The organism is Diaphorobacter sp. HDW4A (assembly GCF_011305995.1).
Classification (GTDB): domain Bacteria; phylum Pseudomonadota; class Gammaproteobacteria; order Burkholderiales; family Burkholderiaceae_C; genus Diaphorobacter_A.
The window spans coordinates 5,701,242-5,726,732 of sequence record NZ_CP049910.1; the positions used below are offsets into that span (position 1 = coordinate 5,701,242).

At 62.6% G+C, this 25,491-nt stretch carries 20 protein-coding genes; 12 read left to right on the plus strand and 8 right to left on the minus strand.

Features of this window, described 5'->3' with window-relative positions:
* The first annotated feature begins 29 nt into the window (after positions 1–29).
* Together G7047_RS25995 and G7047_RS26000 are read left to right on the plus strand one after the other, a co-directional pair.
* Positions 30–2,147: a nitrogen regulation protein NR(II) gene (locus G7047_RS25995; protein ID WP_166311209.1), complete on the plus strand. Its 2,118-nt coding sequence runs from the start codon at positions 30–32 to the stop codon at positions 2,145–2,147.
* Complete coding sequence (locus G7047_RS26000; protein WP_166311210.1) at positions 2,147–2,776, plus strand: response regulator transcription factor; 630 nt, start codon at positions 2,147–2,149, stop codon at positions 2,774–2,776. Before G7047_RS25995 ends, G7047_RS26000 begins: the two co-directional genes overlap by 1 nt.
* Positions 2,777–3,051: 275 nt before the next feature.
* Here G7047_RS26000 and G7047_RS26005 read toward each other — a convergent pair whose 3' ends face one another.
* On the minus strand, positions 3,052–3,696 hold the full coding sequence (locus G7047_RS26005; protein WP_166311211.1) for an OmpA family protein: 645 nt from the start codon (positions 3,694–3,696) through the stop codon (positions 3,052–3,054).
* Between the two features lie 255 nt (positions 3,697–3,951).
* Positions 3,952–4,092 carry a hypothetical protein gene (locus G7047_RS26010; protein ID WP_166299508.1) on the minus strand — a complete coding sequence of 47 codons (141 nt, stop codon included), beginning with the start codon at positions 4,090–4,092 and terminating at the stop codon, positions 3,952–3,954.
* Between G7047_RS26010 and G7047_RS26015 the strand changes: the two genes are divergently transcribed.
* On the plus strand, positions 4,025–5,230 hold the full coding sequence (locus tag G7047_RS26015) for a murein transglycosylase A (RefSeq protein WP_166311212.1): 1,206 nt from the start codon (positions 4,025–4,027) through the stop codon (positions 5,228–5,230). The genes G7047_RS26010 and G7047_RS26015 overlap by 68 nt on opposite strands.
* 15 nt (positions 5,231–5,245) lie before the next feature.
* Here the strand turns inward: G7047_RS26015 and G7047_RS26020 are convergent, their stop codons facing one another.
* Positions 5,246–6,916: an MFS transporter gene (locus tag G7047_RS26020; RefSeq protein WP_371813905.1), complete on the minus strand. Its 1,671-nt coding sequence runs from the start codon at positions 6,914–6,916 to the stop codon at positions 5,246–5,248.
* 278 nt (positions 6,917–7,194) lie between these two features.
* Here G7047_RS26020 and G7047_RS26025 point away from each other — a divergent pair, with 278 nt between their 5' ends.
* Positions 7,195–7,935, plus strand: coding sequence for a hypothetical protein (locus G7047_RS26025; RefSeq protein ID WP_166311214.1), 741 nt, complete (start codon positions 7,195–7,197; stop codon positions 7,933–7,935).
* Complete coding sequence (locus G7047_RS26030) at positions 7,932–8,681, plus strand: hypothetical protein (protein ID WP_166311215.1); 750 nt, start codon at positions 7,932–7,934, stop codon at positions 8,679–8,681. Before G7047_RS26025 ends, G7047_RS26030 begins: the two co-directional genes overlap by 4 nt.
* A gap of 35 nt (positions 8,682–8,716) precedes the next feature.
* Here G7047_RS26030 and G7047_RS26035 read toward each other — a convergent pair whose 3' ends face one another.
* A complete protein-coding gene (locus G7047_RS26035) occupies positions 8,717–9,199 on the minus strand; it encodes an Lrp/AsnC family transcriptional regulator (protein ID WP_166311216.1) in 483 nt (160 codons plus the stop codon).
* A 175-nt stretch (positions 9,200–9,374) separates the two neighbouring features.
* Here G7047_RS26035 and G7047_RS26040 point away from each other — a divergent pair, with 175 nt between their 5' ends.
* From G7047_RS26040 to G7047_RS26065, 6 genes are all read left to right on the plus strand, one after another.
* Positions 9,375–13,004 (plus strand): indolepyruvate ferredoxin oxidoreductase family protein, encoded by a 3,630-nt coding sequence (locus G7047_RS26040; protein ID WP_166311217.1) that lies wholly within the window; start codon positions 9,375–9,377, stop codon positions 13,002–13,004.
* 838 nt (positions 13,005–13,842) lie between these two features.
* Positions 13,843–14,172 carry a preprotein translocase subunit YajC gene (gene yajC / locus G7047_RS26045; protein ID WP_166311218.1) on the plus strand — a complete coding sequence of 110 codons (330 nt, stop codon included), beginning with the start codon at positions 13,843–13,845 and terminating at the stop codon, positions 14,170–14,172.
* A gap of 118 nt (positions 14,173–14,290) precedes the next feature.
* On the plus strand, positions 14,291–16,222 hold the full coding sequence (secD, locus tag G7047_RS26050; protein ID WP_166311219.1) for a protein translocase subunit SecD: 1,932 nt from the start codon (positions 14,291–14,293) through the stop codon (positions 16,220–16,222).
* 14 nt (positions 16,223–16,236) lie between these two features.
* Complete coding sequence (gene secF / locus G7047_RS26055; RefSeq protein WP_166311220.1) at positions 16,237–17,193, plus strand: protein translocase subunit SecF; 957 nt, start codon at positions 16,237–16,239, stop codon at positions 17,191–17,193.
* A gap of 142 nt (positions 17,194–17,335) precedes the next feature.
* Positions 17,336–19,894 (plus strand): DUF1631 family protein, encoded by a 2,559-nt coding sequence (locus G7047_RS26060; RefSeq protein ID WP_166311221.1) that lies wholly within the window; start codon positions 17,336–17,338, stop codon positions 19,892–19,894.
* 30 nt (positions 19,895–19,924) lie between these two features.
* On the plus strand, positions 19,925–20,422 hold the full coding sequence (locus G7047_RS26065; protein ID WP_166311222.1) for a DUF4234 domain-containing protein: 498 nt from the start codon (positions 19,925–19,927) through the stop codon (positions 20,420–20,422).
* A gap of 19 nt (positions 20,423–20,441) precedes the next feature.
* Here G7047_RS26065 and recX read toward each other — a convergent pair whose 3' ends face one another.
* On the minus strand, positions 20,442–20,915 hold the full coding sequence (gene recX, locus G7047_RS26070) for a recombination regulator RecX (protein WP_166311223.1): 474 nt from the start codon (positions 20,913–20,915) through the stop codon (positions 20,442–20,444).
* Positions 20,916–21,243: 328 nt separating this feature from the next.
* Positions 21,244–22,338, minus strand: a complete 1,095-nt coding sequence (gene recA, locus G7047_RS26075) for a recombinase RecA (protein WP_166311224.1) — start codon at positions 22,336–22,338, stop codon at positions 21,244–21,246.
* Between the two features lie 175 nt (positions 22,339–22,513).
* Here recA and G7047_RS26080 point away from each other — a divergent pair, with 175 nt between their 5' ends.
* Complete coding sequence (locus G7047_RS26080) at positions 22,514–23,005, plus strand: MarR family winged helix-turn-helix transcriptional regulator (protein WP_166311225.1); 492 nt, start codon at positions 22,514–22,516, stop codon at positions 23,003–23,005.
* 27 nt (positions 23,006–23,032) lie between these two features.
* On the opposite strand, the gene G7047_RS26085 is transcribed toward G7047_RS26080, so the two are convergent.
* On the minus strand, positions 23,033–24,424 hold the full coding sequence (locus tag G7047_RS26085; RefSeq protein ID WP_166311226.1) for an FAD-dependent oxidoreductase: 1,392 nt from the start codon (positions 24,422–24,424) through the stop codon (positions 23,033–23,035).
* 6 nt (positions 24,425–24,430) lie between these two features.
* Positions 24,431–25,015, minus strand: coding sequence for a phosphonate degradation HD-domain oxygenase (locus G7047_RS26090; RefSeq protein WP_166311227.1), 585 nt, complete (start codon positions 25,013–25,015; stop codon positions 24,431–24,433).
* Between the last annotated feature and the right edge of the window lie 476 nt (positions 25,016–25,491).

Consider the following 25,491-nt stretch of genomic DNA (forward strand, 5'->3'; position numbering starts at 1 on the left):
CGGTGTGCGGCTTCGGAAATTGGGATCGAATGGAAAACGTGACGCAAGGCCTCGGGCCGTTGGCATCGTCGGCGGACACTGCTGGCGCTTCGGCGGTTGCGGCCGGTGATGACGCGCTGCCGCAATGGCAGTTGCATCGATGGCACAGTGCATGGCGTCGCTGGTCGCTGTGGACGCTGCTGGTGGTGCTGGTTGCCAGCATGCTGATTACGCTGGTGTGGCTGGCCGGGCGCTACGAGGCCAGTCTGGTGCAGTCGCGCGTGGAACGCGATGCGGCCGACGCCGTCTCCGACATCCGCATCGCGTTTGCGCACAATGTGCAGAATATGCAGTCGCTGCAAATGGGCGAGCCCGATCTGGCCAACTGGGAAAGCCGTGCGAGTGATCTGCTGAATGCGCGACGTGAGTTGGTTCGACTCGAATGGCGCGATTCACAACTCAAGGTGCGCGCGCATGCGGAGTCGCCGTTTCGGCCCATGAACTGGGATCCATCAGACGGCAGCAACAGTATTCATTCCGACATGAATGTCTCTTGCACCAACGCGCGGCGCGTGGGTGGGCCTTCGTATTCGAGCAGCTACTTCCAGCCGCTGCCCAACGGCATGGGCTCTGAGATGATGGAGCTGTGCCTGCCGTTGATGGACGACGGGCGCGTCACCGGTTTCCTGATCGCCACCTATTCGCTGCAGACGGTGCTGATCGATCTGGTGGCGCCCAGCCTGCAGCGCGGGCAAGAGGTGTCGTTCACCGAGGCGGACGGTACGCGCCTGGCCGTGGTCGGAGCGATGCGGCGCGGCACGCGCATGTTCACAGCGCAGCAACTGTTCGATTTGCCTGGCACCACGCTGATCCTGCGACTGGACAGTTGGCACGCCGCGCCCAGCGTATTCCCCAACGTGCTCACGGCGCTGGTCACCGCCATGTCGATCGCGCTCGTTACGGTGCTGATCGTGCTGGTGCGCGACAATCGCCGGCGCCTGCGCGCAGAGCGCGATCTGGGCGAGGCGCTGGCGTTTCGCAAGGCCATGGAGGACTCGCAGGTCACGGGCCTGCGTGCGCGCGATCTCGATGGACGTATCACTTATGTGAATCCGGCGTTCTGCGAGATGGTGGGCTTCACGGCCGACGAACTGATCGGCCACACCAACCCGCTGCCCTACTGGCCGCCAGAACTTGCGGGTGAGTACAGCGCGCGCCAGACGGTGCGCATGTCCGGCAACCACATCCCGCCACGCGAGGGTTATGAATCGACCTTCATGCGCAAGGATGGAACGCGTTTTCCGGTGATGATCTACGAGGCGCCGCTGATCAATGCGCAGGGCCTGCACACTGGCTGGATGGGCTCGTTCCTCGACGTGAGCGAGCAGCGCCGTGTCGAGGAAATCTCGCGCGCGTCGCTGGAACGTCTGCAGGCTACGGCGCGTCTGGCTACGGTGGGCGAGATGGCCTCGCTTTTGAGCCACGAACTCAACCAGCCGCTTGCCGCCATCTCCAGCTATGCTACCGGCTCGCTCAACCTGCTGCAGACAGAATCGCCCGCAGCGGCGCCGCCCACGGAAAACCTGGCCGATGTGCGTGTGGGCATCCAGCGCATCGCACAGCAGGCCGAGCGCGCGGGTCGGGTGATCAAGAGCGTGCACGATTTTGTGCGCCGCCGCGATCAGTCCCGCGAAGCCGTCTCGGCACAGGGACTGATCGACGCCGTGCTGCCGCTGATCCGCCTGCAGGCCCACAAGCTGCGCGTGCACATTCAGATCATCATCGAGCCCGAGCTCCCCGAGCTGCTGTGCGACCGCACTATGGTCGAACAGGTGCTGCTCAACCTTGCTCGCAACGGCATGCAGTCTATGGACCACCCTGAAATCCAGCCACGCGTGCTCGAAATCCGCGTGCGCCGCGCCGCCTCCAACGCGCAGAACAAGTGGCTGGAGTTTTCGGTCAGCGACATGGGTGCGGGCATCAGCGATGATGTGGCTGCGCGCCTTTTCACCCCGTTCTACACCACGCGCGCCGAAGGCATGGGTCTTGGCCTGAGCCTGTGCCGCACCGTGATCGAGCAACATGGCGGCTTCCTCGGACATGCCGCACGCGAACCTCGTGGTACGGTATTCACTTTCACCCTCCCTGCATTTCAACCAGAAGCCTGATGGAACCCGTCTCCAACGCCACCGTTTACATCGTCGACGACGACGCCGAAGTGCGCGAGGCACTCGCCTGGTTGCTGCGCTCGCGCCGCGTGCCCAGCGAAGCCTACGACAGCGCCGAATCGTTCGAGCTCATGCTCAGCGAACGCCTGCCGCAGCGCCAGCCCTGCTGCCTGCTGCTCGACGTGCGCATGCCTGGCATGAGCGGTCTGGCCCTGTTTGACCGCATGATCGAGCGCGGCGACGTGGCCGCCATGCCGGTGATCTTTCTCACCGGCCACGCCGATGTGCCCACGGCTGTCGCGACCGTGAAGCGCGGCGCGTTCGATTTCTGCGAAAAACCGTTCTCGGACAACCAACTGGTCAATCGCATCGAGGCGGCTTTGGCTCAGTCAGCCGCTTATCTCGAGGCGTCGAAGGCCAAGCATCAGGTGAAGGATCGGCTGGGCGAACTCACAGATCGTGAACGCGATGTGATGCGGCTGGTGGTGGAGGGCTTGCCCAATAAGCTGATTGCGGATCAGCTGGATATCAGCGTGCGGACGGTGGAGGTGCATCGGGCGCGGCTGTTTGACAAGATGCAGGTGAAGTCGGCTGTGGAGTTGGCTAATTTGCTTCGGGACAATGCGTGATCGGGGCGGAGGCCGGGAGTTCCGCCCGGCGGCGGAGTCACTTTTTGCTTGCGCTCAAAAAGTAACCCAAAACGCGCTTTCAATACCTCCGGCAGAACTCGCCGCGTTCCTTCGTCACTCCGCTCGGACAACCGCCGGAAATCAGTTTGGAAGAGTGGTGCTCGGCACTTCGCTGCGCTCGTGCCTCTCTTGCATCCGCCACGCAAAAAAAGGGCAGCCACTGTGCGCTGCCCTTTTCATTTGCCTCTCATTTCAAGAGGCCTCAATCACCCATTTCAGCCTTGACGCTGACCCACGTAGATTTCCACACGGCGGTTCTTGGCGCGGCCTTCGCCGGTGTCGTTGGTGGCGATGGGTTCGCGAGAGCCCCGGCCTTCGACCAGAATACGGGAGCCGTTCACGCCGTGCGAGGTGATGTAGTTGCGGGCGCTGCTCGCGCGGTCGAGGGACAGGGGGTTGTTGATGGCGTCGGAACCTGTGGAGTCGGTGTGGCCGACGATGCGGACTTCCGTTTCGGGGTTGTTGCGCAGGCCTTCAGCGAATTTGTCGAGAATGGGCTGGAAGTTGCTCTGGATGTCGGAGCGGCCTGTGGCGAACGAGATGTCGCTTGGGATGTCGAGCTTGAGCTGGTTGTCGGCCGTCTGCGTGACGACCACGCCTGTGCCTTGGGTCGCGGCCTGCATTTCCTGCTTCTGGCGTTCCATGTGCTGCGACCACAGGTAGGTGCCGAGGGCGCCTACGCCCGCGCCGATCACGGCACCGGAGCCTGCGTGGCCGCCTGCCATGGCACCGACTGCTGCGCCGCCCAGTGCGCTGACGCCTGCGCCCGTGGCGGTGCGGCGCTGGGTGTCGCTCATGTTGGCGCAGCCGGTGGCTAGCATGACGGCGGCGAGGCTTCCGACGAGAAGGGTTTTACGCATGGTGATAACTCCTGAAATTCTGGGTATCCGCAGGGCACTTGCGCCGACCGGCGGATCGTTTTGCATCAACAGGTATTGAAGATGAAAAATGGATGAAACAAACCAACAGGCCCATGATGACGGACTCGGAAATGCAGAGTAGCAAGCCGCCGTTGTGTGGTCTGTAGGACACGCCCCCGCATCATGTCGCGAGAGGCTCTTGCGAAGCTGGGACAAGTGCAAAACTGTGTCAAAACCCCGTGCATTGGAAAGCCCTCAGTCGGCGCTATCCTTGTGCTCCGATGCGACACTGGCGCTTGGCGGTTCTCCCTTCTTGCGGCCCGAGAACATGGTCCACCAGACAATGACGACCAAGATGACCAGCGCCAACAGTGCTTCAATCAAAATCAACACCATGAATTTTCGACTCCTGCGCCTGGTTGCAACGACGCTGATTGTAGGAACGCTCGCGGCCTGCTCGACCAAGCCCCCACAGGCCACTGTTCCATCGACCGAACCGTCGACGTCTTCCACGGTCCCCGAATACCACCCCGTGCCCGGAACGCTCAATCAGGCCAAGAGCCGCTGGGTGCCGGTGGAGTGGAACGACCTGCCGGGATTCTCCGATGATTCGCTGTTCGAGGCTTGGAACGCCTGGCTGCGCAGCTGCGAAAAACCGGCACCGGCGTTTGCACCGCTGTGCGCCGATGTGCGGCGTCTCTCGATTGCCGATGGTGAAGCGCAGCGCAGCTGGATGATGAGCAAGCTGCGCCCTTACCGCGTGGAAGGCAACGACGGCAAGACCGACGGCATGCTCACCGGTTACTACGAGCCCTTCCTCGACGCCGCGCGTGCGCCCGGCAATGGCTTCAACGTGCCGCTGTATGGCCCGCCCGCTGACCTTGGCGTGCGCAAGCCTTGGTACACGCGCCAGCAGATCGACACGCTGCCCGCCGCGCAGGCCGCGCTGCAGGGCCGGGTGCTGGCATGGGTGCGCGATCCCGTCGAGGCAATGGTGCTGCACATTCAGGGCTCGGGCCGCATCCGCGTGCAGGAGGCCGATGGCACGACGCGCGTGACGCGTCTGGCGTTTGCGGGTACCAACGACCAGCCCTACAAGAGCATCGGCAAGTGGCTGCTCGATCAGGGGCTGGTGCGCGACGCGACCTGGCCGGGCATCACCGCCTGGACCGTGCAGAACCCGCAGCGGGTGAACGAGCTGCTGTGGGCGAATCCACGCTTCGTGTTCTTCAAGGAAGAAACCCTGACTCCGCTCGATGCCGCCTTTGGCCCGCGCGGTGCGCAGGGCGTGCCGCTCACCCCTGGCCGCTCGATTGCGGTGGACCGTGCGAGCATTCCGTACGGCACGCCGGTCTGGCTGGCCTCGACTGGCCCGACGGTGCAGCTCTCGCGGCTGGTGCTCGCACAGGACACCGGCAGCGCCATCCTCGGCGCCGTGCGGGCCGACTTTTTCACCGGCTGGGGACACGAGGCTGGTGAGGTGGCGGGGCGCTTGAAGCAGAACCTGCGCCTGTGGGCGCTGTGGCCGCGCTGAGCGCGGTTTTTCTTTTTATTCGATCTCGACCACGTAGCGCGTGACGACAGGCGGTTGGTCGCCCACATGGAAGGCCAGGCGGCGGTCACGCAGCGCCATGTCCGCATTGGTCGAGCGATCAAAGCGCCGCAGATGTTCCACCCATGACTCGTCAAGAATGCGCTCGACATAGCGGCGCGGGTCGGCGATGTCGTGCTCCAACTCCCAGTGCAACGCGCCCTGCTGCAAGCGCGTGCGGCGGCTTTCCTTCATCACCGCGCGGAATTCCTGAGCACGTGCCGGGTCGATGAAATATTCGATGGTCACCACCAGATGCAGTCCTGCCTCGGGCGTGGTGCTGGCATTGGGGCGGATCAATGTGCGCGCGGGGCTCAGGTCTTCCTCGGGCTGGCGGTTGCGCACCACGCGCAGGACAAGCAGCATGATGATCACGCCCGACGCCGCTGCAAACCCGAGACTGATGTGCACGCTGAACATCGAGGCGACTTGCCCCCAGAGCGCCGCACCGGCTGCGGTCGCGCCCATGATGCACATCTGGTAGATCGACATGCCGCGCGCGCGTACCCAGTTGGGCAGCACGAGCTGGGCGGCGACGGTCAGCGAGTTGGCCGTGGTGATCCACGCCGCGCCCGCGAGCACCATGGCGGGCACGGCGATGTAGACATTGGGTGCGAACGCGACGACGGCGGTGGCCACGGCCTGGGCGATGGTGCCGATGCGCACCAGTTGGTCGAGCGTGATCAACTGGCGCAGGCGCGGCAGGAACATGGCCGAGCCGATGGCGCCCGCGCCCATCGATGCCAGCAGCAGCGTGAAGGTGCCCGCGCCACCGGCTTCGAGCTCGCGAGCCACCAGCGGCAGCAGCGCCATCAACGCGGTCGCGTGGAAGAAGAAGATCGAGATGCGCCAGAGCACGGCACGTATGGCGGGTGACTCGCGCACAAAGGTCACGCCCACGCGCATGGCGCTGGTCAGGCGTTCGCGGCCAAGCGGGTTGTCTGGGTGCACGCGGCGCCAGCGCATGATGGTGAAGCCCGCGATCAGAGAAAGCACGGCATTCAGCACGAACACCCAGGCGCTGCCCGCGCTTGCGATGATTGCGCCCGCTACCAGCGGGCCGATGATGCGCGAGGCGTTCATCGCCACACCGTTGAGCGCGAGCGCCGAAGGCAGTTGCTGGCGGCTGACCAGCTCGGGCACGATGGCGGCAAACACCGGCCAGCGCATCGCCAAGCCAATGCCGTTGGCGAACGTGAGCGCCAGCAGCAGATGGGCCGACATGCCACCGCTCAGAATCGCGGCGCACAGCACCATGGCCACGCCTGCCACCCAGAACTGGGTGATCATGAAGTATTTGCGGCGATCCAGAATGTCCGCCAGCGCGCCGCTCGGCAGCCCGAGCAGGAACACCGGCGCGGTGGACGCCGTCTGCACCAGCGCCACCAGTACGGGCGACGTGGTGAGCGTGGTCATCAGCCAGGCTGTGGCCACGTCGTTCATCCACATGCAGGTGTTGGCGACGATCCAGGTGGCCCAGAGCATGCGGAACACCGGTACCGACAGTGGCGCGAATGGCGACTGTGCGGCCCGCTCGGCCGCGCTGCGCTTGAGTTCGGCAGCGGCGGCGGCTTCGGCCTGATCGGCCTCCGTGTTGTTTTTCTGGGCAGCGGTCTGGTCGCTGTCCATGGTGTGGTCCGTGGGCTGGTCAAGAGGCGCTGGCGAGGTGTCGTGGGATGGCTGTGGTGGCATGCAGGAGGAATTGTCGCTTTGTAGAGGGGCTCATGGCAGTTTGCACGCCGATTGGATTTCCGCAATTCGGAAAAACCGAAAAAGAAATACGGCCAATTGCTGTACGCCTTGTTTCAACAAGTGCATGGGCGTCGCCATGCCTTGTGATTCAATTGATGATAGCTATTAAATGTATTAATCGATACATCTAGCTACTCTGATGAGAGGCACGCCAGATGGCAACCTTCAAGATTCCCGGATCTCTGTGTGCTGCGGACAGTCGCCAGATCGCATTTGGCAATGCATTCGATCGTGCCTGCAGCGAAGCCATCACCAATCAGCAGTTGGAGGGGTTGAGCGTCGATGTAGATGTGGCGGAACAGGATGATGACCATATCGCGCTGGCGGCCATCGCTTACGGTGAGGCGTCCACCAAGGATGTCTATGAAGAGCTGGCGGCCATTGCCAACGTGGTGGTGCGCATGATGCGTGCACGCGGATACAGCGCGGTTCGCTCGTTTCTGACCGGCGACACAACCTATGCCTACGGCGTGAAAAGTACACGCTACGGTGTGTATTCCAAGGCGTCGATGGCCGGCATCACACGCAGCCGGGGCATGATGCTGGCATTGCGCGCCGCAGAAAATGCCTTGTCGGCCAATCCGACGGACTACTCCAACGGGGCTTTCTTCTGGGAAGGCCGGGACTTCGCTGACAAAGTGAAGGGTGGCAAGTCCAGCCAACGATATGGACGTGGGTTCAAGTTTTCGAAGCCCGAGCACAACATCTACGATATGAAGGACAACATTCTTCCCAAGACGACCGTGTACTGGAAGGACTCCCATAGCAAGGACACCAAGCGGGTTCGCGGCGAATACGAATACGCCTACGAAACCACGGCGGCGTATGGCGGCACGATTTTCATCCGCTACGCCTCGCAATGGGTCAGCGCGACGGGCGGCAAGGAGTGGCAATGACGTGGATGACTTGCGGCGCGGCGATCTGCGCACTGTCGGTGGGCAGTGCAGTGATGGCGGCTCCGCCCTTGACCACTCCGCAGCCGCTGACGCCCGAGGCGCTGCAGAAGGTGTTTGCAGGCACCCGCCCGCTGCAGTGGAACGTGAATCAAGGCGTGCGTTTCGGGTGCTTCGAGGCCCAGCCGGAGCACTGTGAAGCCACTATCGGCAAGCTCACGCTCTCGCAGCCCGACGGAGCCATCTCGTTCAAAGGCAAGCCCGTGCCGCAGCACGCGCTGAGCCCATTGGCGGGGCTGGCGGGTTTTCCTGCGCCCAATTTTGCGAACCCGCTGATCCACACCACGGCCAGACGCAAGCAGGGCGTGAACGCCATCTGCGTGACCTATGTCTACGACAGCTTCAACGGCGGCGCCGGGCCGCTTGATGCGCTGGTGATGATTCTCGCGGACCAGCGACGCGCGGTCGCTTACCGCTTTGATGGTTTTTACAGCAACTGCGACAACTGGCGCAGCGACGGCAAGGGCCATTTTCTGTACGGCGGCATCGAATTGCTGCCTGAGGCTCGTGCGGCTGAGGTCGATCTGGAGAAGGACCGCAAGGCGCTGGTCTGGAGTCTCTGCACGCTGGACGGCTGCGCTCGCGCCGAAGACCGGCGAGAGGTGGTTCAGGACGGAAGCACCTGGAGCACCGCGCCCGCACAGCCGCCGTTCCGTTATGACAGTGTGCGTGGTGAGACTGGCAAATAGCGTCTTGTAGACGCGGGTTCCATTCCTGCGCCCCTTCATCTCTTGGGAAAGATGCCGTCAAGCGGCAGCGCGCCCGAGGCCTTGACCTCGCCGAGCGAGAAGCTGGTGTGCATGTCCTTCACATTGGGCAGATTGAGCAGCACGTTGCGCGCGAACTGCGAGAAGCTGTCCAGATCCTTGGCGACCACTTGCAGCTCGAAGGTGCCGCTGCCGCTGATGTAGTGGCACGAAACCACCTCGGGAATCTTGGCGATGGCCTCTTCCATGGACTTGGTCAGGTCGCCGGTGTTGCGCAGCGCGTCGAGTCGCACGAAGGCCAGCACGCCGAGGCCGATCTTGTGGCGATCCAGCGTCGCGTGGTAGCCGAGGATGTAGCCGGCTTCCTCCAGTGCGCGCACGCGCCTCCAGCACGGCGCAGCCGACAGACCGACGCGCTGTGCCAGCTCCGCATTCGTCAAGCGCGCGTTGGTTTGCAGCTCCGCGAGGATCAATAGATCGAATTTGTCCAAACTTTCCATATATGGATTGTTTTGGGAAAGGATCTTTCGCGCATTGGGGTAAACACGGCAAAAAAAGCAAACACATATCAGGTCTGCACGCATACACTGCGCGGATACGGGCAACAACCAAAATGCTCGAAATATTGACGCCGCTCAAAAGGCGGTGCCCCACACACACGATGGAGACAAGGCCATGAACGCCCCGCTGCCTGAATCAGTTCGCCGCGCGCTAGAAACCGTATCGCTTGAAGACAAATATACGTTGGACTCGGGTCGAGCGTTCATGAGCGGGGTGCAGGCGCTGGTGCGTCTGCCCATGCTGCAGCGCCAGCGCGACGCGCTGCAAGGGCTGAACACGGCCGGCTTCATCAGCGGTTATCGTGGCTCGCCGCTCGGCACCTACGATCAGTCGCTGTGGGCCGCCAAGAAGCATCTGGCCGAGAACAATATCGTGTTCCAGCCCGGCGTGAACGAGGAACTCGGCGCGACCGCCGTCTGGGGCACGCAGCAGCTTGATCTCTATCCCGACACCAAGAAGTTCGACGGCGTCTTCGGCATCTGGTACGGCAAGGGCCCCGGCGTGGACCGCTGCTCGGACGTGTTCAAGCACGCCAACATGGCGGGCACCTCCAAGCATGGCGGCGTGATCGCAATCGCGGGCGACGACCACATCAGCAAGAGCTCGACCGCCGCGCACCAGAGCGACCACATCTTCAAGGCCTGCGGTCTGCCGGTGTTCTTCCCGAGCAGCGTGCAGGACATCCTCGACATGGGGCTGCACGCGTTCGCGATGAGCCGTTTCTCCGGTCTGTGGTCGGGCGTGAAGACGATTCAGGAAGTAGTGGAGTCGTCCTCCAGCGTGTCGGTGGATCCTGACCGCGTGAAGATCATCCTGCCCGAAGACTTCCAGATGCCGCCCGGCGGCCTGCACATCCGCTGGCCCGATGCGCCGCTGGAGCAGGAAGCGCGCCTCATGGACTACAAGTGGTACGCGGCGCTGGCCTATGTGCGTGCCAACAAGCTGAACTACAACGTGATTCAAAGCCCGAACGACCGCTTCGGCATCATTGCCAGCGGCAAGGCGTTCAATGACACGCGTCAGGCGCTGGCCGATCTGGGCATCGACGACGACACCTGCCACCAGCTCGGCATTCGCCTGCACAAGGTCAACGTGGTCTGGCCGCTCGAGGCGACCATCACGCGTGACTTTGCGCAGGGTCTGCAGGAGATTTTGGTGGTCGAGGAAAAGCGCCAGGTCATCGAATATCAGATCAAGGAAGAGCTCTACAACTGGCGCTCCGATGTGCGCCCCAACGTGCTCGGCAAGTTCGACGAGATCGAGGGCGACAACTCGGGCGGTGAGTGGAGCATGCCCAACCCCAGCCAGAATTGGCTGCTGCGCCCCAAGGCCGACCTCACGCCCGCGATCATTGCCAAGGCGATCGCCAAGCGCCTCAAGAAGCTCGGCGTGTCGGCCGACATCGCGCGTCGCATGGACGAGCGCATCGCCGTCATCGAGGCCCGTGAACGTGCCCTGACCGAGCCCAAGCAGCAGACCGGCGACCGTGTGCCATGGTTTTGCAGCGGCTGTCCGCACAACACCAGCACCCGCGTGCCCGATGGTTCGCGCGCCGTGGCCGGCATCGGCTGCCACTACATGACGACGTGGATGCCCGACCGCAATACCAGCACCTTCACCCAGATGGGCGGCGAGGGCGTGACATGGGTAGGTCAGGCGCCGTTCACCAAAGAGAACCATGTGTTTGCCAATCTCGGCGACGGCACCTACTTTCACAGCGGCCTGATGGCGATCCGCCAGAGCATCGCCTCGGGCGCCAACATCACTTATAAGATTCTGTACAACGACGCGGTGGCGATGACCGGTGGCCAACAGGTCGGTGAGCGCCCCGAGGGCCACTCGGTTGCGCAGATCGCGCACAGCCTGCGCGCCGAAGGCATCGTCAAGCTCGTGGTGGTGACCGACGAGCCCGAGAAATACCACGGCCGCGCGCACCATGTCGACCCGACGGGCTCGCGCGCCAAACACGTCGAGCTGATCAACGATCTGCCGCCTGGCATCGAGGTGTTCCACCGCGACGAGCTGGATCGCATCCAGCGCGAATTCCGCGAGATCAAGGGCGCAACCGCGATCATCTACGATCAGACCTGCGCGACCGAAAAGCGCCGCCGCAGGAAGCGCGGCAAGCTGGCCACGCCCGCCAAGACCGTGATCATCAACGAGCTGGTCTGCGAAGGCTGCGGCGACTGCTCGACCAAGTCGAACTGCCTATCCGTCGAGCCGGTGGAAACCGACTTCGGCCGCAAACGCCGCATTAACCAGAACTCCTGCAACAAGGATTACTCCTGTGTGAACGGCTTCTGCCCGAGCTTCGTGACCGTCGAGGGCGGCGAACTCAAGAAGGCTAAGAAGGAAAAGAAGGGCGATCTGACCGCGCTGCTGCCGATCCCCGATCCGGTGCTGCCGGTGGCCGAAAAGGCCTGGGGCATCGTCGTCGCCGGTGTGGGCGGCACGGGGGTAATCACCATCGGCTCGCTGCTCGGCATGGCCGCGCACCTGGAAGGCAAGGGCGTGATCACGCAGGACGCTGCAGGCCTGGCGCAAAAGGGCGGCTCGACCTGGAGCCACATTCAGATCGCCAACCGCCCCGAAGCCATTTTCACCACCAAGGTGGACACGGCCAAGGCTGATCTGGTGATCGGTTGCGACCCCATCGTTGCCGCCACCAAGACCTCACTCGCGGTCATGCAGCCTGGCCGCACCTTTGTTGCGCTCAACAAGCACGGAACGCCATCGGCGGCGTTCGTGAACGACCCGAACTGGCAGTTTCCCGAAGCGAGCTGCGAAGCCGCGATTGCGGACGCGGTCGGCCCCGAACTGGTTGGTCTGTTCGATGCCGAACAAGTGGCGGTCCAACTGTTGGGCGACAGCATCTACACCAATCCGCTGATGCTTGGCTACGCTTGGCAGAAGGGCCGCGTACCGCTCACGCATGCATCGTTGATGCGCGCCATCGAGCTCAACGGTGTGCAGGTTGACAACAACAAGGCCGCCTTCGAATGGGGCCGCCGCTGCGCCTACAAACTGTCCGAAGTGCAGGCCCTGTTCCAGGCCGCGCAGGTGATCGAGTTCGTGAAGAAGCCCGGCCTCGTCGAAATGGTGCACAAGCGGGTGGAATTCCTCACGGGTTACCAGAACGCCGCGTATGCCAAGCAGTACAGCGAGTTCGTCGACAAAGTGAAGCAGGCTGAAGCCAAGCTTGGCCCGAGCACCAAGCTTTCCGAAGCCGTGGCGCGCTATCTGTTCAAGCTCATGGCCTACAAGGACGAATACGAAGTCGCGCGTCTGCACACCGACCCGGTGTTCGTCTCGAAGATCGAGAACATGTTCGAAGGCGACTTCCGCATCGTCCACCACTTGGCACCGCCAGCCACCGCGAAGAAGAACGACAAGGGCGAGCTCATCAAGAAGAGCTACGGTCCGTGGATGCGCAAGGCCTTCGGCGTGCTCGCCGGGCTCAAGGGCCTGCGGGGCACGGCGCTCGATCCGTTTGGCAAGACGGAGGAGCGGCGTACTGAACGGGCCCTGATTGTTGAGTACCGCTCAAGCATTGAGGAAATCCTTAAGAGTTTGAATGCCCGGAATCTTGCTTTGGCTGTGGACATTGCCCGGGTGCCCGAAGATATTCGGGGGTATGGGCATGTGAAGGAGCGGCATCTGCATGCTGCTCGTTCCAAGTGGGCGGGGTTGATGGCGCAGTGGCGGGGTGTGCCTGCTTCTTCTGAGGCTCGGGTTCAGGCTTGAGGTGGTGGTTTCTCGGCTTCTGCTCTTTGGTTGAGGGCGGAGGCCGGGACTGCCCCCGGCGGGGCAGTAACTTTTTGGTCTTGCCCAAAAAGTCACCAAAAATGCGCTTTGAAGTCATCCGGCGGAACTCGCGGCGTTCCTTCGTCACTCTGCTCGGACAACCGCCGGAAATCAGTTGTGAAAGAGGTGTTTACGGCACGTCGCTGCGCTCGTGCCGGGGTGTTTGCATAGCTGCGTTGGGGTTCAAACGCCCGCTGCGCTTTTGAGTTTGCAATGCTGAAACGGTGGCTCGCCAATCACATAACGCCGGCGCACCCACATCTCGCGAAGTCGCGAGATGTGCGCCACGAGCGAAGCGACGTGCCGAATATTCCTCTTATGAAAATTCTGACTTGCGGCGGTTGCCCGAGCGGCGCGCGCAGCGCAAAGCGAGTTCTGCCGCGGGTATTGAAAAGCGCGTTTTGGGTTACTTTTTGCGCGCAAGCAAAAAGTGACTCCGCCGCCGGGCGGAACTCCCGGCCAGTCGCCGCCAGCCACGCAGCAAAGTCAAAAATCACCCACCCCCTTCAGCCGTGCGCCAAACGCACCAGCAGAACCGTTCCGTAAAACAAGAATACGCTCAAAAACAATAGCAAACTCAATCGGTAAAACGCCACCCGAAAGCATTTATTTGCGCATTGCACATTGCAATGAGAAACTCCGCGCCCATCTCATGCCCTAACCTGATTCGGGCTTTGGTGCGCCGCCGGGAGAGCGCACGAATACAATGTCCTGTTGCTCTGGTGAAAGCCGGGCGTCCTGTTTCGACCATCCATACTGTTACAAGTGGAGTCTTCAAGTGTTTATTTCTTCTGCCTTTGCCCAAACCGCTCCCGCTGCCGCTGAAGGTGGCCTGATGGGCTCGCTCACCGGTATGTTGCCGCTGGTGCTGATGTTCGTGGTGCTGTACTTCATCATGATCCGTCCCCAGATGAAGCGCCAAAAAGAGCACCGCGCCATGATCGACGCGTTGGCCAAGGGTGACGAAATCGTGACTTCCGGCGGTCTGCTGGGCAAGGTCAGCCGCATGGGTGAAGGTTTCCTGCACGTTGAACTCGCCGAAGGCGTGGAAGTGCAGATCCAGCGTAGCGCCGTGACCCAGGTGCTGCCCAAGGGCACGCTGAAGTAATTCTGCGCCTGGTTCCTTGCGGGCATGCATGGTGCATGTCCGTCGTCGATGGACCGCGCAGCCCGCTTTGTCTGGCGCTGTCGGCCCGTCACTCTCCGTGATAGTGAAGAGCGCGATCATGAACCGATATCCGGTCTGGAAATACGCGATCATGGTGATCGTGTTGCTGTTGGGGGTGCTGTACACCCTGCCGAATTTCTTCGGCGAAGCCCCTGCGGTACAGGTGTCGTCCCTCAAGGCGACGGTGAAGGTGGACAACGCGGTACGCCAGCGCGTGGAAGAGGCGCTGAAGGCCGGTGGCATGCAGCCGGACTCCGTCGTGCAGGAGGGCAGCTCGGTGTTCGCCCGCTTCGACTCGGTGGACAACCAGGCCAAGGCCAAGACGGTCATCGAGAAGGCGCTGATTCCCGACGCGAGCAATCCGACCTTCATCGTGGCGCAGAACATGCTCTCGCGTTCGCCGGCATGGCTGACCGCGTTGCATGCCCGCCCGATGTATCTGGGTCTGGACTTGCGCGGCGGCGTGCACTTCATGCTGCAGGTGGACATGGCGGCTGCCATCACCAAGAAGGTGGAGTCCTATGCGGGTGATCTGCGCTCGAGCATGCGCGACAAGAAGATTCGCCATGGCGGTGTGAGCCGCAACGGCGATGCGGTTGAAGTGAAGGTGCGCGACGACGCCACGCTCACATCGGTGCGCAATCTCATCACCGACAATTTCCCTGATCTGGTGGTCACCAGCAGCCCCGACGCGGACGGCTTCGCGCTGCGCGCGACGATCAAGCCCGAGGCGCTGCGCAAGGTGCAGGAACAGGCGCTCAAGCAGAACATCACGACGCTGCATAACCGGATCAACGAACTTGGCGTGGCCGAGCCGGTGATCCAGCAGCAGGGTCTGGACCGCATCATCGTGCAATTGCCCGGTGTGCAGGACACGGCCAAGGCCAAGGACATTCTGGGCCGTACCGCTACGCTGGAAGTGCGCATGGTGGACGAGAGCTCCGAAGCGCGTTCGGCCGAGATGGGCCAGGGGCCCGTGCCGTTCGGCAGCGAAAAGTATCTGGATCGCTCGCAGATGCCGGTGATCGTGAAGAAGCAGGTTGTGCTGACCGGTGAGAACCTGAACGACGCGCAGCCTGGCTTCGATGGCCAGACGCAGGAACCCACCGTGAACCTCACGCTGGATTCCAAGGGCGCGAGCATCTTCAAGCAGGTGACTGCTGAAAGCGTGGGCAAGCGCATGGCCATCATCCTGTTCGAAAAGGGCAAGGGCGAGGTCGTGACTGCGCCGGTGATCCGCTCCGAGATCGGCGGCGGTCGCGTGCAGATTTCCGGTCGCATGACGACACAGGAAGCCAACGACACCTCGCTGCTGCTGCGCGCCGGATCGCTGGCCGCGCCGATGGAAATCATCGAGGAATACACCATTGGCCCAAGCCTGGGTGAAGAAAACATCTCGCGTGGTATCCACAGCGTGGTCTGGGGCATGGTGGCGATTGCCGTGTTCATGTGCTTCTACTACATGCTGTTCGGCGTGTTCTCCACGATCTCGCTGGGCGTGAACGTGCTGCTGCTGCTGGCCGTGCTGTCGATGCTGCAGGCCACCTTGACGCTGCCCGGCATCGCCGCGATGGCGCTGGCGATCGGCGTGGCGATTGACTCGAACGTGCTGATCAATGAACGTATCCGGGAAGAACTGCGCGCCGGTGTGGCACCGCAGCAGGCGATCTCGGCCGGTTACCAGCACGCCTGGGCGACGATTCTGGACTCCAACGTGACCACGCTGATCGCGGGTCTGGCTCTGCTGGCCTTCGGTTCGGGCCCGGTGCGCGGCTTTGCGGTGGTGCACTGCATCGGTATTCTGACCAGCATGTTCTCCGCCGTGTTCTTCTCGCGCGGTCTCGTGAACCTCTGGTACGGCCGCAAGAAGAAGCTCAAGAGCCTCTCCATTGGTCAGGTCTGGAAGCCCGAGGGCGATGCCGGACATCGTTCCGTGGCATCCGGCCGCGCTGGCGCCGGCACTGCCGACGCTGGCGATAGCGAACTGTAAGAAAGGGGAAGACCATGGAGTTTTTCCGGATCAAAAAAGACATTCCGTTCATGAAATACGCGTTGATTCTCAACGTGATTTCATTCGTCACCTTCGCGCTGGCCGTGTTCTTCCTGGTCACGCGCGGACTGCACCTGTCGGTGGAGTTCACGGGCGGCACGGTCATGGAAGTGGCCTACAAGCAGACGGCGGACATCGGCCAGGTGCGCGACGCGGTCGCCAAGGCCGGGTTCACGCAGGACGTCACGGTGCAGAACTTCGGTGGTTCGAAGAACGTGATGATCCGCCTGCCGGTGCAAAAGGGCGTCACCTCGGCTCAGCAGAGCGAGCAGGTGCTCACTGCGTTGAAGGCGGCGGATCCCGAAGTCGAAATGCGTCGCAACGAGTTCGTTGGCCCACAGGTGGGCGAGGAACTGGTGCATGGCGGCCTGATGGCGCTGGGCATGGTGGTGCTGGGCATCGTGATCTATTTGGCGTTCCGCTTCGAGTGGAAGTTCGGCGTGGCCGCGGTGATCGCCAACTTGCACGACGTGGTGATCATTCTGGGCTTCTTCGCGTTCTTCCAATGGGAGTTCTCGCTCTCGGTGCTGGCCGGGGTGCTGGCGGTGCTGGGCTACTCTGTGAACGAATCCGTGGTTATCTTTGACCGGATCCGTGAGGCATTCCGCAAGTTCCGCAAGCTCAGCACGCACGAGGTGATCGACCACGCGATCACCTCGACGATGAGCCGCACGATCATCACCCATGCTTCGACCGAGGCGATGGTGCTGTCGATGTTCTTCTTCGGCGGCCCGAGCCTGCACTACTTTGCGTTGGCTCTGACTATTGGTATTCTGTTTGGTATCTACTCCTCGGTGTTCGTCGCGGCGGCCATTGCCATGTGGCTCGGCGTCAAGCGCGAGGATCTGGTGAAGACGTCCGCGCGCAAGGATCTGGATCCGAATGATCCGAACGCCGGAGCGACCGTATAAGCAAAAGACCAACAGTTGGGAGATCCTTGTCGCTGCTGAGCCCCATCTTGATAGAAAATCAAGGTGACAAGCAGCGTCCTGGGTCCCCGGCCAAGCGGTGGGGATAGACCCATAGGCCTTCGCCGCACATAATCAAGCACCTATGGAATATCCGCCGTCTTCTCCCACCGATCAGCGTCTGGCCCTCTACGGCCGCCAGCGTTTTGCTGAGGGATTGGTCGCCGGATTGCCTGTGCTGGGGGACAAGCTGCAGGTATTCACGTCTGCCCTTGCCAACCAGACTGGCACGGTCCGCGAAATGCAGTCCAATCGCGAGTCCTGGATGGCCTACAACGGCCACGAGCGTGACTGGCTTCAGCGGCTGAAAAAACTCTGGACCGAGGCAGGTGATGCCAATACCGCACTGGTCGCCGCAGCCACCGTCTCCGCACCCAAGGAACTGTCGCTCGATGGCGGCCTTGAGTTGCTCAGCGACGATGTGGTGGAAAACAAGATTCTGGCTTCGCGCATCGCGCTCACGGTGAGCGAGGCTGCGGGAAGCCATTTCGAGACTGCCAAGCTGCGCACGCAGCGGCTTCTGGGGCGAGAGCTCGACAACAACGATCTGCTGCGGCCCGAGACGGTCTGCCTGAATGTGGTCGACCAATGGATCGAATGCGGCCTGTCGCGCGCCGATCTGCAGTTGATGATCGACCCGGTGCAGAGCGAACTCGCGAGCCTGCTCGAAAAGGAATACAAGGCGCTCAACAAGCTGTTCGAAGACCGTGGCGTGTCCACGTCGGCGAGCACGGACCTGCGTTCGCGGGTCAAGCGCACGGGCTCTCCCACGGCAGCCGGCGGCGCGCCGGGCGTCGGGGGGGGAGGTCCCCACAGTGGCTACGACAGCGGCCCCGCTCCCATGACGGGGCAGGGCAGCGGCTTTGGCGGCATGCCCCAGCAGGGCTATCCAACGGGGTACGGCATGGGACCGGGCGGCATGTTTCCCATGCCGCAACCCACGGGCTGGGTGAACCCCATGCAGATGCATCCCGGTGCGATGTCCGGCGGGCATCCCGGTCAACAACAGACGGGTGCCTCACAACTGTCGTCGCAATATGTCGCGCAGATCAATGCCCAGATGGCGATGAATGCGCAGATGAACGCGCAGATGGCCGCGCAGATGGCGGCATCGCCGTTTCTCGCGCCGCTGCAGCGGGCCCGTCAGCGTGCGGCGGCGGTGATGGTGCAGTTACGCAATCTGCTGACCCAGCCGACGATGAACTACGACATGGTCAAGGCGCCGCCGGCTTCCGCCGCGCTGGTGCAGGCCATGACCGACTATCGCGGCATGCCCCCCGACACCATGCTGGTGACGGTGCCCGGTGGCATGGCCGCCATGACGCAGGCCCAAGACTACACGCCTCAGGTGGTGCACCAGGTCATGGGCGCGGTGCGCGAGCGCGCCTCCGAGCTCAAGAAGAAGGCATCGACCGCCAGCGAAAAGGCCATCATCGAGGTGGTGGCGCTGATGTTCCAGAGCATTCTGAACGAGGACCGCCTACCGCCGTCGATCCGCGTGTGGTTCGCGCGCCTGCAGGTGCCGGTGCTGCGCGTGGCGCTGGCCGAGCCCGACTTCTTCAACAACGTGACCCATCCGGCGCGTCAGCTCATCGACCGCATGGGCTCCTGCGTGCTGGGTTTTGACGCGTCGACAATCAACGGCACGGCGCTCGAAACCGAGGTACGCCGCATCGTGCAGGTGATTGAGCAATACCCCGAAACCGGCAGCCGCGTGTTCCAGCTGGTGTTCGAAGAGTTCGAGCGCTTCATCGCCAAGTCGTTGGCCGAGAGCCGTGGCGCGCAGAAGATTGTGGGCGTGGCCCAGCAGGTCGAGCTGCGCGAGACGATGGCGGTGCAGTACACCATCGAGCTGCGCGATATGCTCAAGGACATGCAGGTGCGCGATGAGATCCGCGAGTTCCTGTTCAAGAGCTGGGCCGAAGTACTGGCGGTTTCCGCTGTCCGCAACGGCCCGCAGCACGATGAAACCGTGGCGTTGAAGCGCACGGCGGCCGACCTCGTCTGGGCCGCGAGCGCCAAGCCGCACCGCTCGGAGCGCGCACAGGTGATCCAGAACCTGCCGACCCTGCTGCAGAACCTGCGCCATGGGCTGGCCCTGACGGGCGTGACCGGCGCGCCGCAGGATGCGCTGATCAAGGTGCTGACCGATACGCTGGCCGACGCCTTCCTCTCCAAGACCGCGACGATTCCGCGCGAGCACATCGACGCGATGATCAAGCGCCTGGCCAATCTGGAAGATGTGATCGGCGATGCCGATACGAGCGACTTCGAGCTGTCGTCCGAGAACGTGGAGATGCTGCTCGGCATCGACGCGTCTGCCATCCACGTGGTGGCCGACAACGGCACGCCGGTGCGCGACGAGGTCGTGCGCTGGGCGCAGCAGATGGCGCTTGGAAGCTGGTTCACGCTGGACCACAACGGTTCGTCCGCTCAGGTGCAGTACGCATGGCACAGCCAGCGCAAGCAGCTGCACTTGTTCGTCTCCATGGATGGCAAGAGTTATCTGATCCAGCTTCGCCGCCTCGGTGCCTATCTGCAGTCTGGTCTGCTGGTCGCGCAGGAAGAGGAAGCGCTCACCATGCGCGCCACACGCGAAGCGCTGGTCAAGCTCAACGCCAATCCGGAGCGCCTGCTCGGATAAGTTGCTGCGATGGCGAACGATCAGTCATCCATGGTGACTCCCCCGTTCTTCCCCGTCTCGCTGCGCAAGCTCGCGGTGCTGAGCTTCTGCACAATGGGGCTGTATCACCTCTACTGGTTCTACATGCACTGGCGGCATGTGCGCGTCTGGAATGCGGGTCGGGATTTTTCACCGGCCCGGCGCACGCTGCTGTTTTTCTTCTTCTGTTGTCCGATGTTCCGACGCGTGCGGGCGCAGGACGCGCGCGTCAACGGGAGCTCCAGCCTCAAGGCGGGCCTGCTCGCACTCGGCTACATCGCCGCGAACCTGCTCGATCTGTTGCCCGATGCCTGGGGGCTTCTGAGTCTCTTCAGTTTTGTGTTTTTGCTGCCTGTGCAGGCGTGCGCGAACCGCTTGAACGAGCAGATGTGCTCCGCACCGTTTGACCGCAATGCGTCGTTCAGCGCATGGAACTGGGTCGTCGTCGTGCTGGGCACGCTGCTCGTGGTGCTCAGCGTGGTTGCGGTGATCTATGAGACTGGGAAGTGAGTGCGCCTGACGACGGCGCTCACTCGAGGTCACCTTCTTCAGCCTGCCCGGCGCTTTTGAGCACACGGCGCACCACATCGCCGCTGAATCCACGCGCGGCCAGAAAGCGCATCTGTTTCGCCTTTTCTTGCGGCGTGCTGGCGGGCTCTTTGCCACCAAATTTGCTTTTCCAGACTGACATGGCGCGCTCGAATTCTGTGGATTGCAGCTCGGCCGCCGTGGCCTTGATCAGTGTGTCGTCGAGGCCTTTGCTGCGCAGCTCCTGAACCACGCGCTGCGTGCCCATGCGGGAGGCGCGGCGGTGGACGATCGAGGCGGCGACGCGTTCGGGGCTGATGAAGTTCTTGGTTTCCAGCTCGTCGAGGATTGCGTTGAGGTCGTCGCCTTCTTCTACATGCGATGAGAGCTTGGACTCCAGTTCCTTGCGCGAGTGTTCGCGCTGAGACAGCAGTTTCAGCGCTCTTCCCTTCAGCGAAAGTTTGGCGAATGCCATTGTTCTGTTTGGTTCTACGCCACCTTGGGTGGCGATGGGTTGGTCGTTTGGGGGCGGCAATACAGGCCCTCATGCGTCGTTGCGAAGCCTTGCCGTATGAACATACTGTCTGCGGCTTCGACGCCTAGCCTGAGGGCCTGTCTTACCGTTGTGGGGTTGGTTCGAAGGCCCTGCTCGCTTCTGGGGCCACTGTTTGAATTCGGGTGCGGTGGTGCTTTGATGCGGACGCAAAAAGGGGCCGTCCAGCTTTTGGCTGTGCGGCCCTGAAGTCGAAAATGATTCGACAATTGCAAAGAAACTTGTGGGATGTCGCAGTGGACGGCCGGTCTTATTCTTCGCCGTCTCCCGCCTCATCCTTGTCGGCGCCGGGCGCTGCGGCCACGCTGGTCACACCGAGCAGGGGGATGCCGAGCGATTCGCGCACCTTGTTCTCGATCTCGACGGCGAGGTCGCGGTTTTCGCGCAGAAATTCACGCGAGTTGTCGCGGCCTTGGCCGATTTTTTCGCCGTTGTAGGCATACCATGCACCGCTCTTTTCAACGATGCGCGCGTTCACGCCCATGTCGATGATTTCGCCTTCGCGCGAGATGCCTTCGCCGAACAGGATGTCGAACTCGGCCGTCTTGAACGGGGGCGAGACCTTGTTCTTCACGACCTTCACCTTGGTCTCGTTGCCGATGGCTTCGTCACCTCGTTTGATGGTGCCGGTGCGGCGGATATCGAGGCGCACGGAGGCGTAGAACTTCAGCGCATTGCCGCCGGTGGTGGTTTCGGGCGAGCCGAACATCACGCCGATCTTCATGCGGATCTGGTTGATGAAGATGACCATGCAGTTGGTCTTCTTGATCGTGGCGGTGAGCTTGCGCAGGGCCTGGCTCATCAGACGGGCCTGCAGGCCGGGCAGCGAGTCGCCCATTTCGCCTTCGATTTCGGCCTTGGGCGTGAGTGCGGCGACCGAGTCGACGACGATCAGGTCCACCGCGCCGGAGCGCACCAGGCTGTCTACGATTTCAAGCGCCTGCTCACCGGTGTCGGGCTGGCTGATCAGCATTTCGGTGAGGTTCACGCCGAGTTTCTGTGCGTAGCCCGTGTCGAGCGCATGTTCGGCATCAATGAAGGCGCAGGTGCCGCCCTGCTTCTGCATTTCGGCGATGACCTGCAGCGTGAGCGTGGTCTTGCCCGAGGATTCAGGACCGTAGATTTCGATCACGCGGCCGCGCGGCAGACCGCCGACGCCCAGCGCAATGTCCAGACCCAGCGAGCCGGTGGAGACGACCTGGATGTCCTCGATCTTCTCGCCTTCGCCCAGGCGCATGATCGTGCCCTTGCCGAATTGCTTCTCGATCTGGGCCAGCGCAGCCTGCAAGGCCTTGGCCTTCTCGCTGGTGTCTGCGGCAGAAGTGCTCTTCACAGTGGTGTCCATGGTGGGGGTCCTCTTGCTCGTTGCCATTGCGCTTTCCGTTTCTTGAATCTGGGAGACTGTTTTTAATCACAGCCCTGTGTGCTTGAACAGTAGTTTATGTGGGGATACTTTTCTGTCAAAGCAATTTTTAGTCAGTTTGCATGACAATATGAAAACCACGTCACAGTCCTGAACCATGACCGAGCTGCACCCCGTCACCCCCCCCTCCGACGCCTGGCGCGAGACCCATCTGGGCCGCCTGCTGGGCCACGCGATGCGGCGCTTCGACGAGCGCGTCTACCAGTTGATGGCGCACGACGTGGAGGTGCCGCTCGCGCTCTCCAACCTCGCCGCGCGCGAGCAGGTGAGCGCCGCGCACATCCACATCACGCGCCACCTCTCGCTCGCGGGCGATCGGCTGACCGATCTCGCACAAGCGGCAGGTATGACCAAGCAGGCCATGGCGAGTCTGGTCGATCAGTGCGAAGCCTGGGGTCTCGTCACACGCGAGACCGATCCGCGCGACGCACGTGCGCGCATCGTGCGTTTCACCGCGACGGGGCTCGTATGGCTCAAGGCCTTTGAAACCGCCGTGGCCCAGGCCGAGGCGGAGTTCAGGGAAGCCGTGGGCGAGGATGTGGCGACCGTGGTGGCGCTGGGGCTGGAGGTGTATGCGGAAGGGGAGTGAGCTGGAGCTTGAGCGGGTAGCTGATCGTCACGCCGCCTTGTCTGCTTTCCCCGCAGCATTCGCCAGCTTGCTGAGCATGCGGTCGATCATCCAGGGCGCGCGGTCTTCGTCTTCTGCGCGTTCCTTGCGCCGGATGGCATTGCGCACGACGATGGAGCCCGCGTAGCGCAAGGGCTCGGGCGGGAACTGTCCGAGTGGGCCCTGCGTGAGCGGGCTGCGGCTCCAGGCATTGTCTTCACCCAGCACCAGCGACGAGAGCAGTTGACCGCCCATGTAGGTCGGGCCGACGCCGTTGCCCGAGTAGCCGAAGCCGTAGAAGATGTGGGGGGCGCCGTTCAACCGCCCGAAGAACGGGAAGCCGGTGGCCGAGCGGTCCGAGGGGCCGTTCCAACTGGCGGTGATCGGCACGTTTTTCAGTGACGGGAAGAAATCGTGCAGGGCCTCGGTGAGTTCGCCTTCGTAGGGCGAGCGTTCGTCGAAGATCGGTGCGATTTTTCCGCCGCGCGCGAAGGTGTTGCCGCCCTTGCCGAGCATGATGCGGCCATCCATCGAAGTGCGGTAGTAGTAGACGAAGGTGCGCGAGTCGAGCACCGAGACGCCATCGACAAGCCCCGTTGCTGCGAGCAGTTCGGGGCAGCGCTCGGTGATGATCATGTCGCTGGAGACGATGGCGATGGTGCGCTCGAACTGCGCAAACGTGCTGGCCATCCAGGCGTTCATCGCGAGCACCACTTTTTTCGCGGTGACGCTGCCGCAGGGTGTGCGAACGATGGCGGGGCGGGCTTCGCTCAGCGCGATCATCGGGCTGCGTTCGTGGATGCGTATGCCCATCTCGATGGCCACGCGGCGCAGGCCGCGCACCAACTTGCCGGGATGCACCGTAGCCGCCTCGGGCGAGAACACGCCCGCGAGATTTTTGGCGGAACCTGAACGGCGTGCGATCTCCTGTGGCGGCAGTTCCCGGTAGGAGTTGATGCCGCGTTCTTCAAGCGCCGCCATCACCGGATCGAGCGTGCCGATCTGGGCCTTCGAAGTGGCGGTGTAGAGCGTGCCGTCGCGGCGGAATTCGGCGTCGATGCGGTGCTCGCGCACAAAGCGTTCGATGTGGCCGACGGCGTCTTCCGACGCACGCACGAGGCGCACGGCTTCGTCCTCGCCGAACAGGCGCTTGAGCGTGAAGAACTTGGCTGACCAGGTCAGCAGGCAACCGCCGTTGCGACCGCTCGCGCCCGCTCCGCAAAGGTCGCTTTCGAGGATGACGACGTCAAGCGCGGGATTTTTCTGCTTGGCTTGAATCGCGGTCCACAGCCCGGTGAACCCGCCGCCGACGATGCAGACATCGGCCGTTGTGTCGCCCTGCAGCGCTGGAGCAAGCGCCCCATCGGAAAACAAGGCTTGCTCGATCCAGAAGGGGCGCATGGTGGCTTACTCCGTTGTTGCGGTTGCGGTGAGTCGGGATTGGTGTGTGTGCGACGCGTGTTCCATGTGGCGCGTGAAATGCGCGAGGTCGGGCGTGCGCATGTCGGCGTCCTTGGCGAGATCGTCCCAGCGGCGCAGTTCCACCGCGTCGAGCGCGTGCGGGCGATTGGCGAACTCGGTTGCCTGTTCCGCCGTGAAGACACCACCCTGCAGTTGCAGGCTGCGTGCGGAATCGGCGGAGAGCGCTTCGAGGTAGCCCGGCTCATGCAGGCAGAGGTAGCGCTTGGCGTCCACATGCATGCGGATGGGCTCGAGTGTGGCGTCGCTGAACAGCGGGCGCAGGAAGGGAATGCAGAGGTATTGGTGGAGATCGTCCACGCCTTCTGTCGTTGGCGAGCCCCTCATGCCGTGCAGGAGGTGGCCGAGGTCGTGGAGGAGGGCGGCGGTGATGAGGGCGCTGTCTGCGCCTTGGAGTTCTGCTAGGTGGGCTGATTGGAGGGCGTGTTGTAGTTGGGTTACGGGCTCGCCGTCGTACTGGGCGTGGCCTTTGTTTTCGAAGATTTGGACTATGTCTTGGATGGTCAAGCTCACTGGTTTCTCCTTCTCTTTTTTGACTATGCTGCGTTGCTGGCGGCAGAGGCCGGGAGTTCCGCCCGGCGGCGGAGTGACTTTTTGGTCTTGCCCAAAAAGTCACCAAAAATGCGCTTTTCAATACCCGCGGCAGAACTCGCTGCGTTCCTTCGTCACTCCGCTCGGGCAACCGCCGCGAGTCAGAATTTTCATAAGAGGTGTGTTCGGCACATCGCTTCGCTCGTGGCGCACCAACATCTCGCGACTTCGCGAGATGTTGGTGCGCCAGTGCTATGCGATTTTTGATTTGCTCGTTGGATCGACTTTCTTCAAAAGAACAGTGGGCATTTGCACCCAACCCAACTCTGCAAACGCCCCCGGCACGAGCGCAGCGACGTGCCGTAAACACCTCTTTCACAACTGATTTCCGGCGGTTGTCCGAGCAGAGTGACGAAGGAACGCCGCGAGTTCCCGCCGGATGACTGCAAAGCGCATTT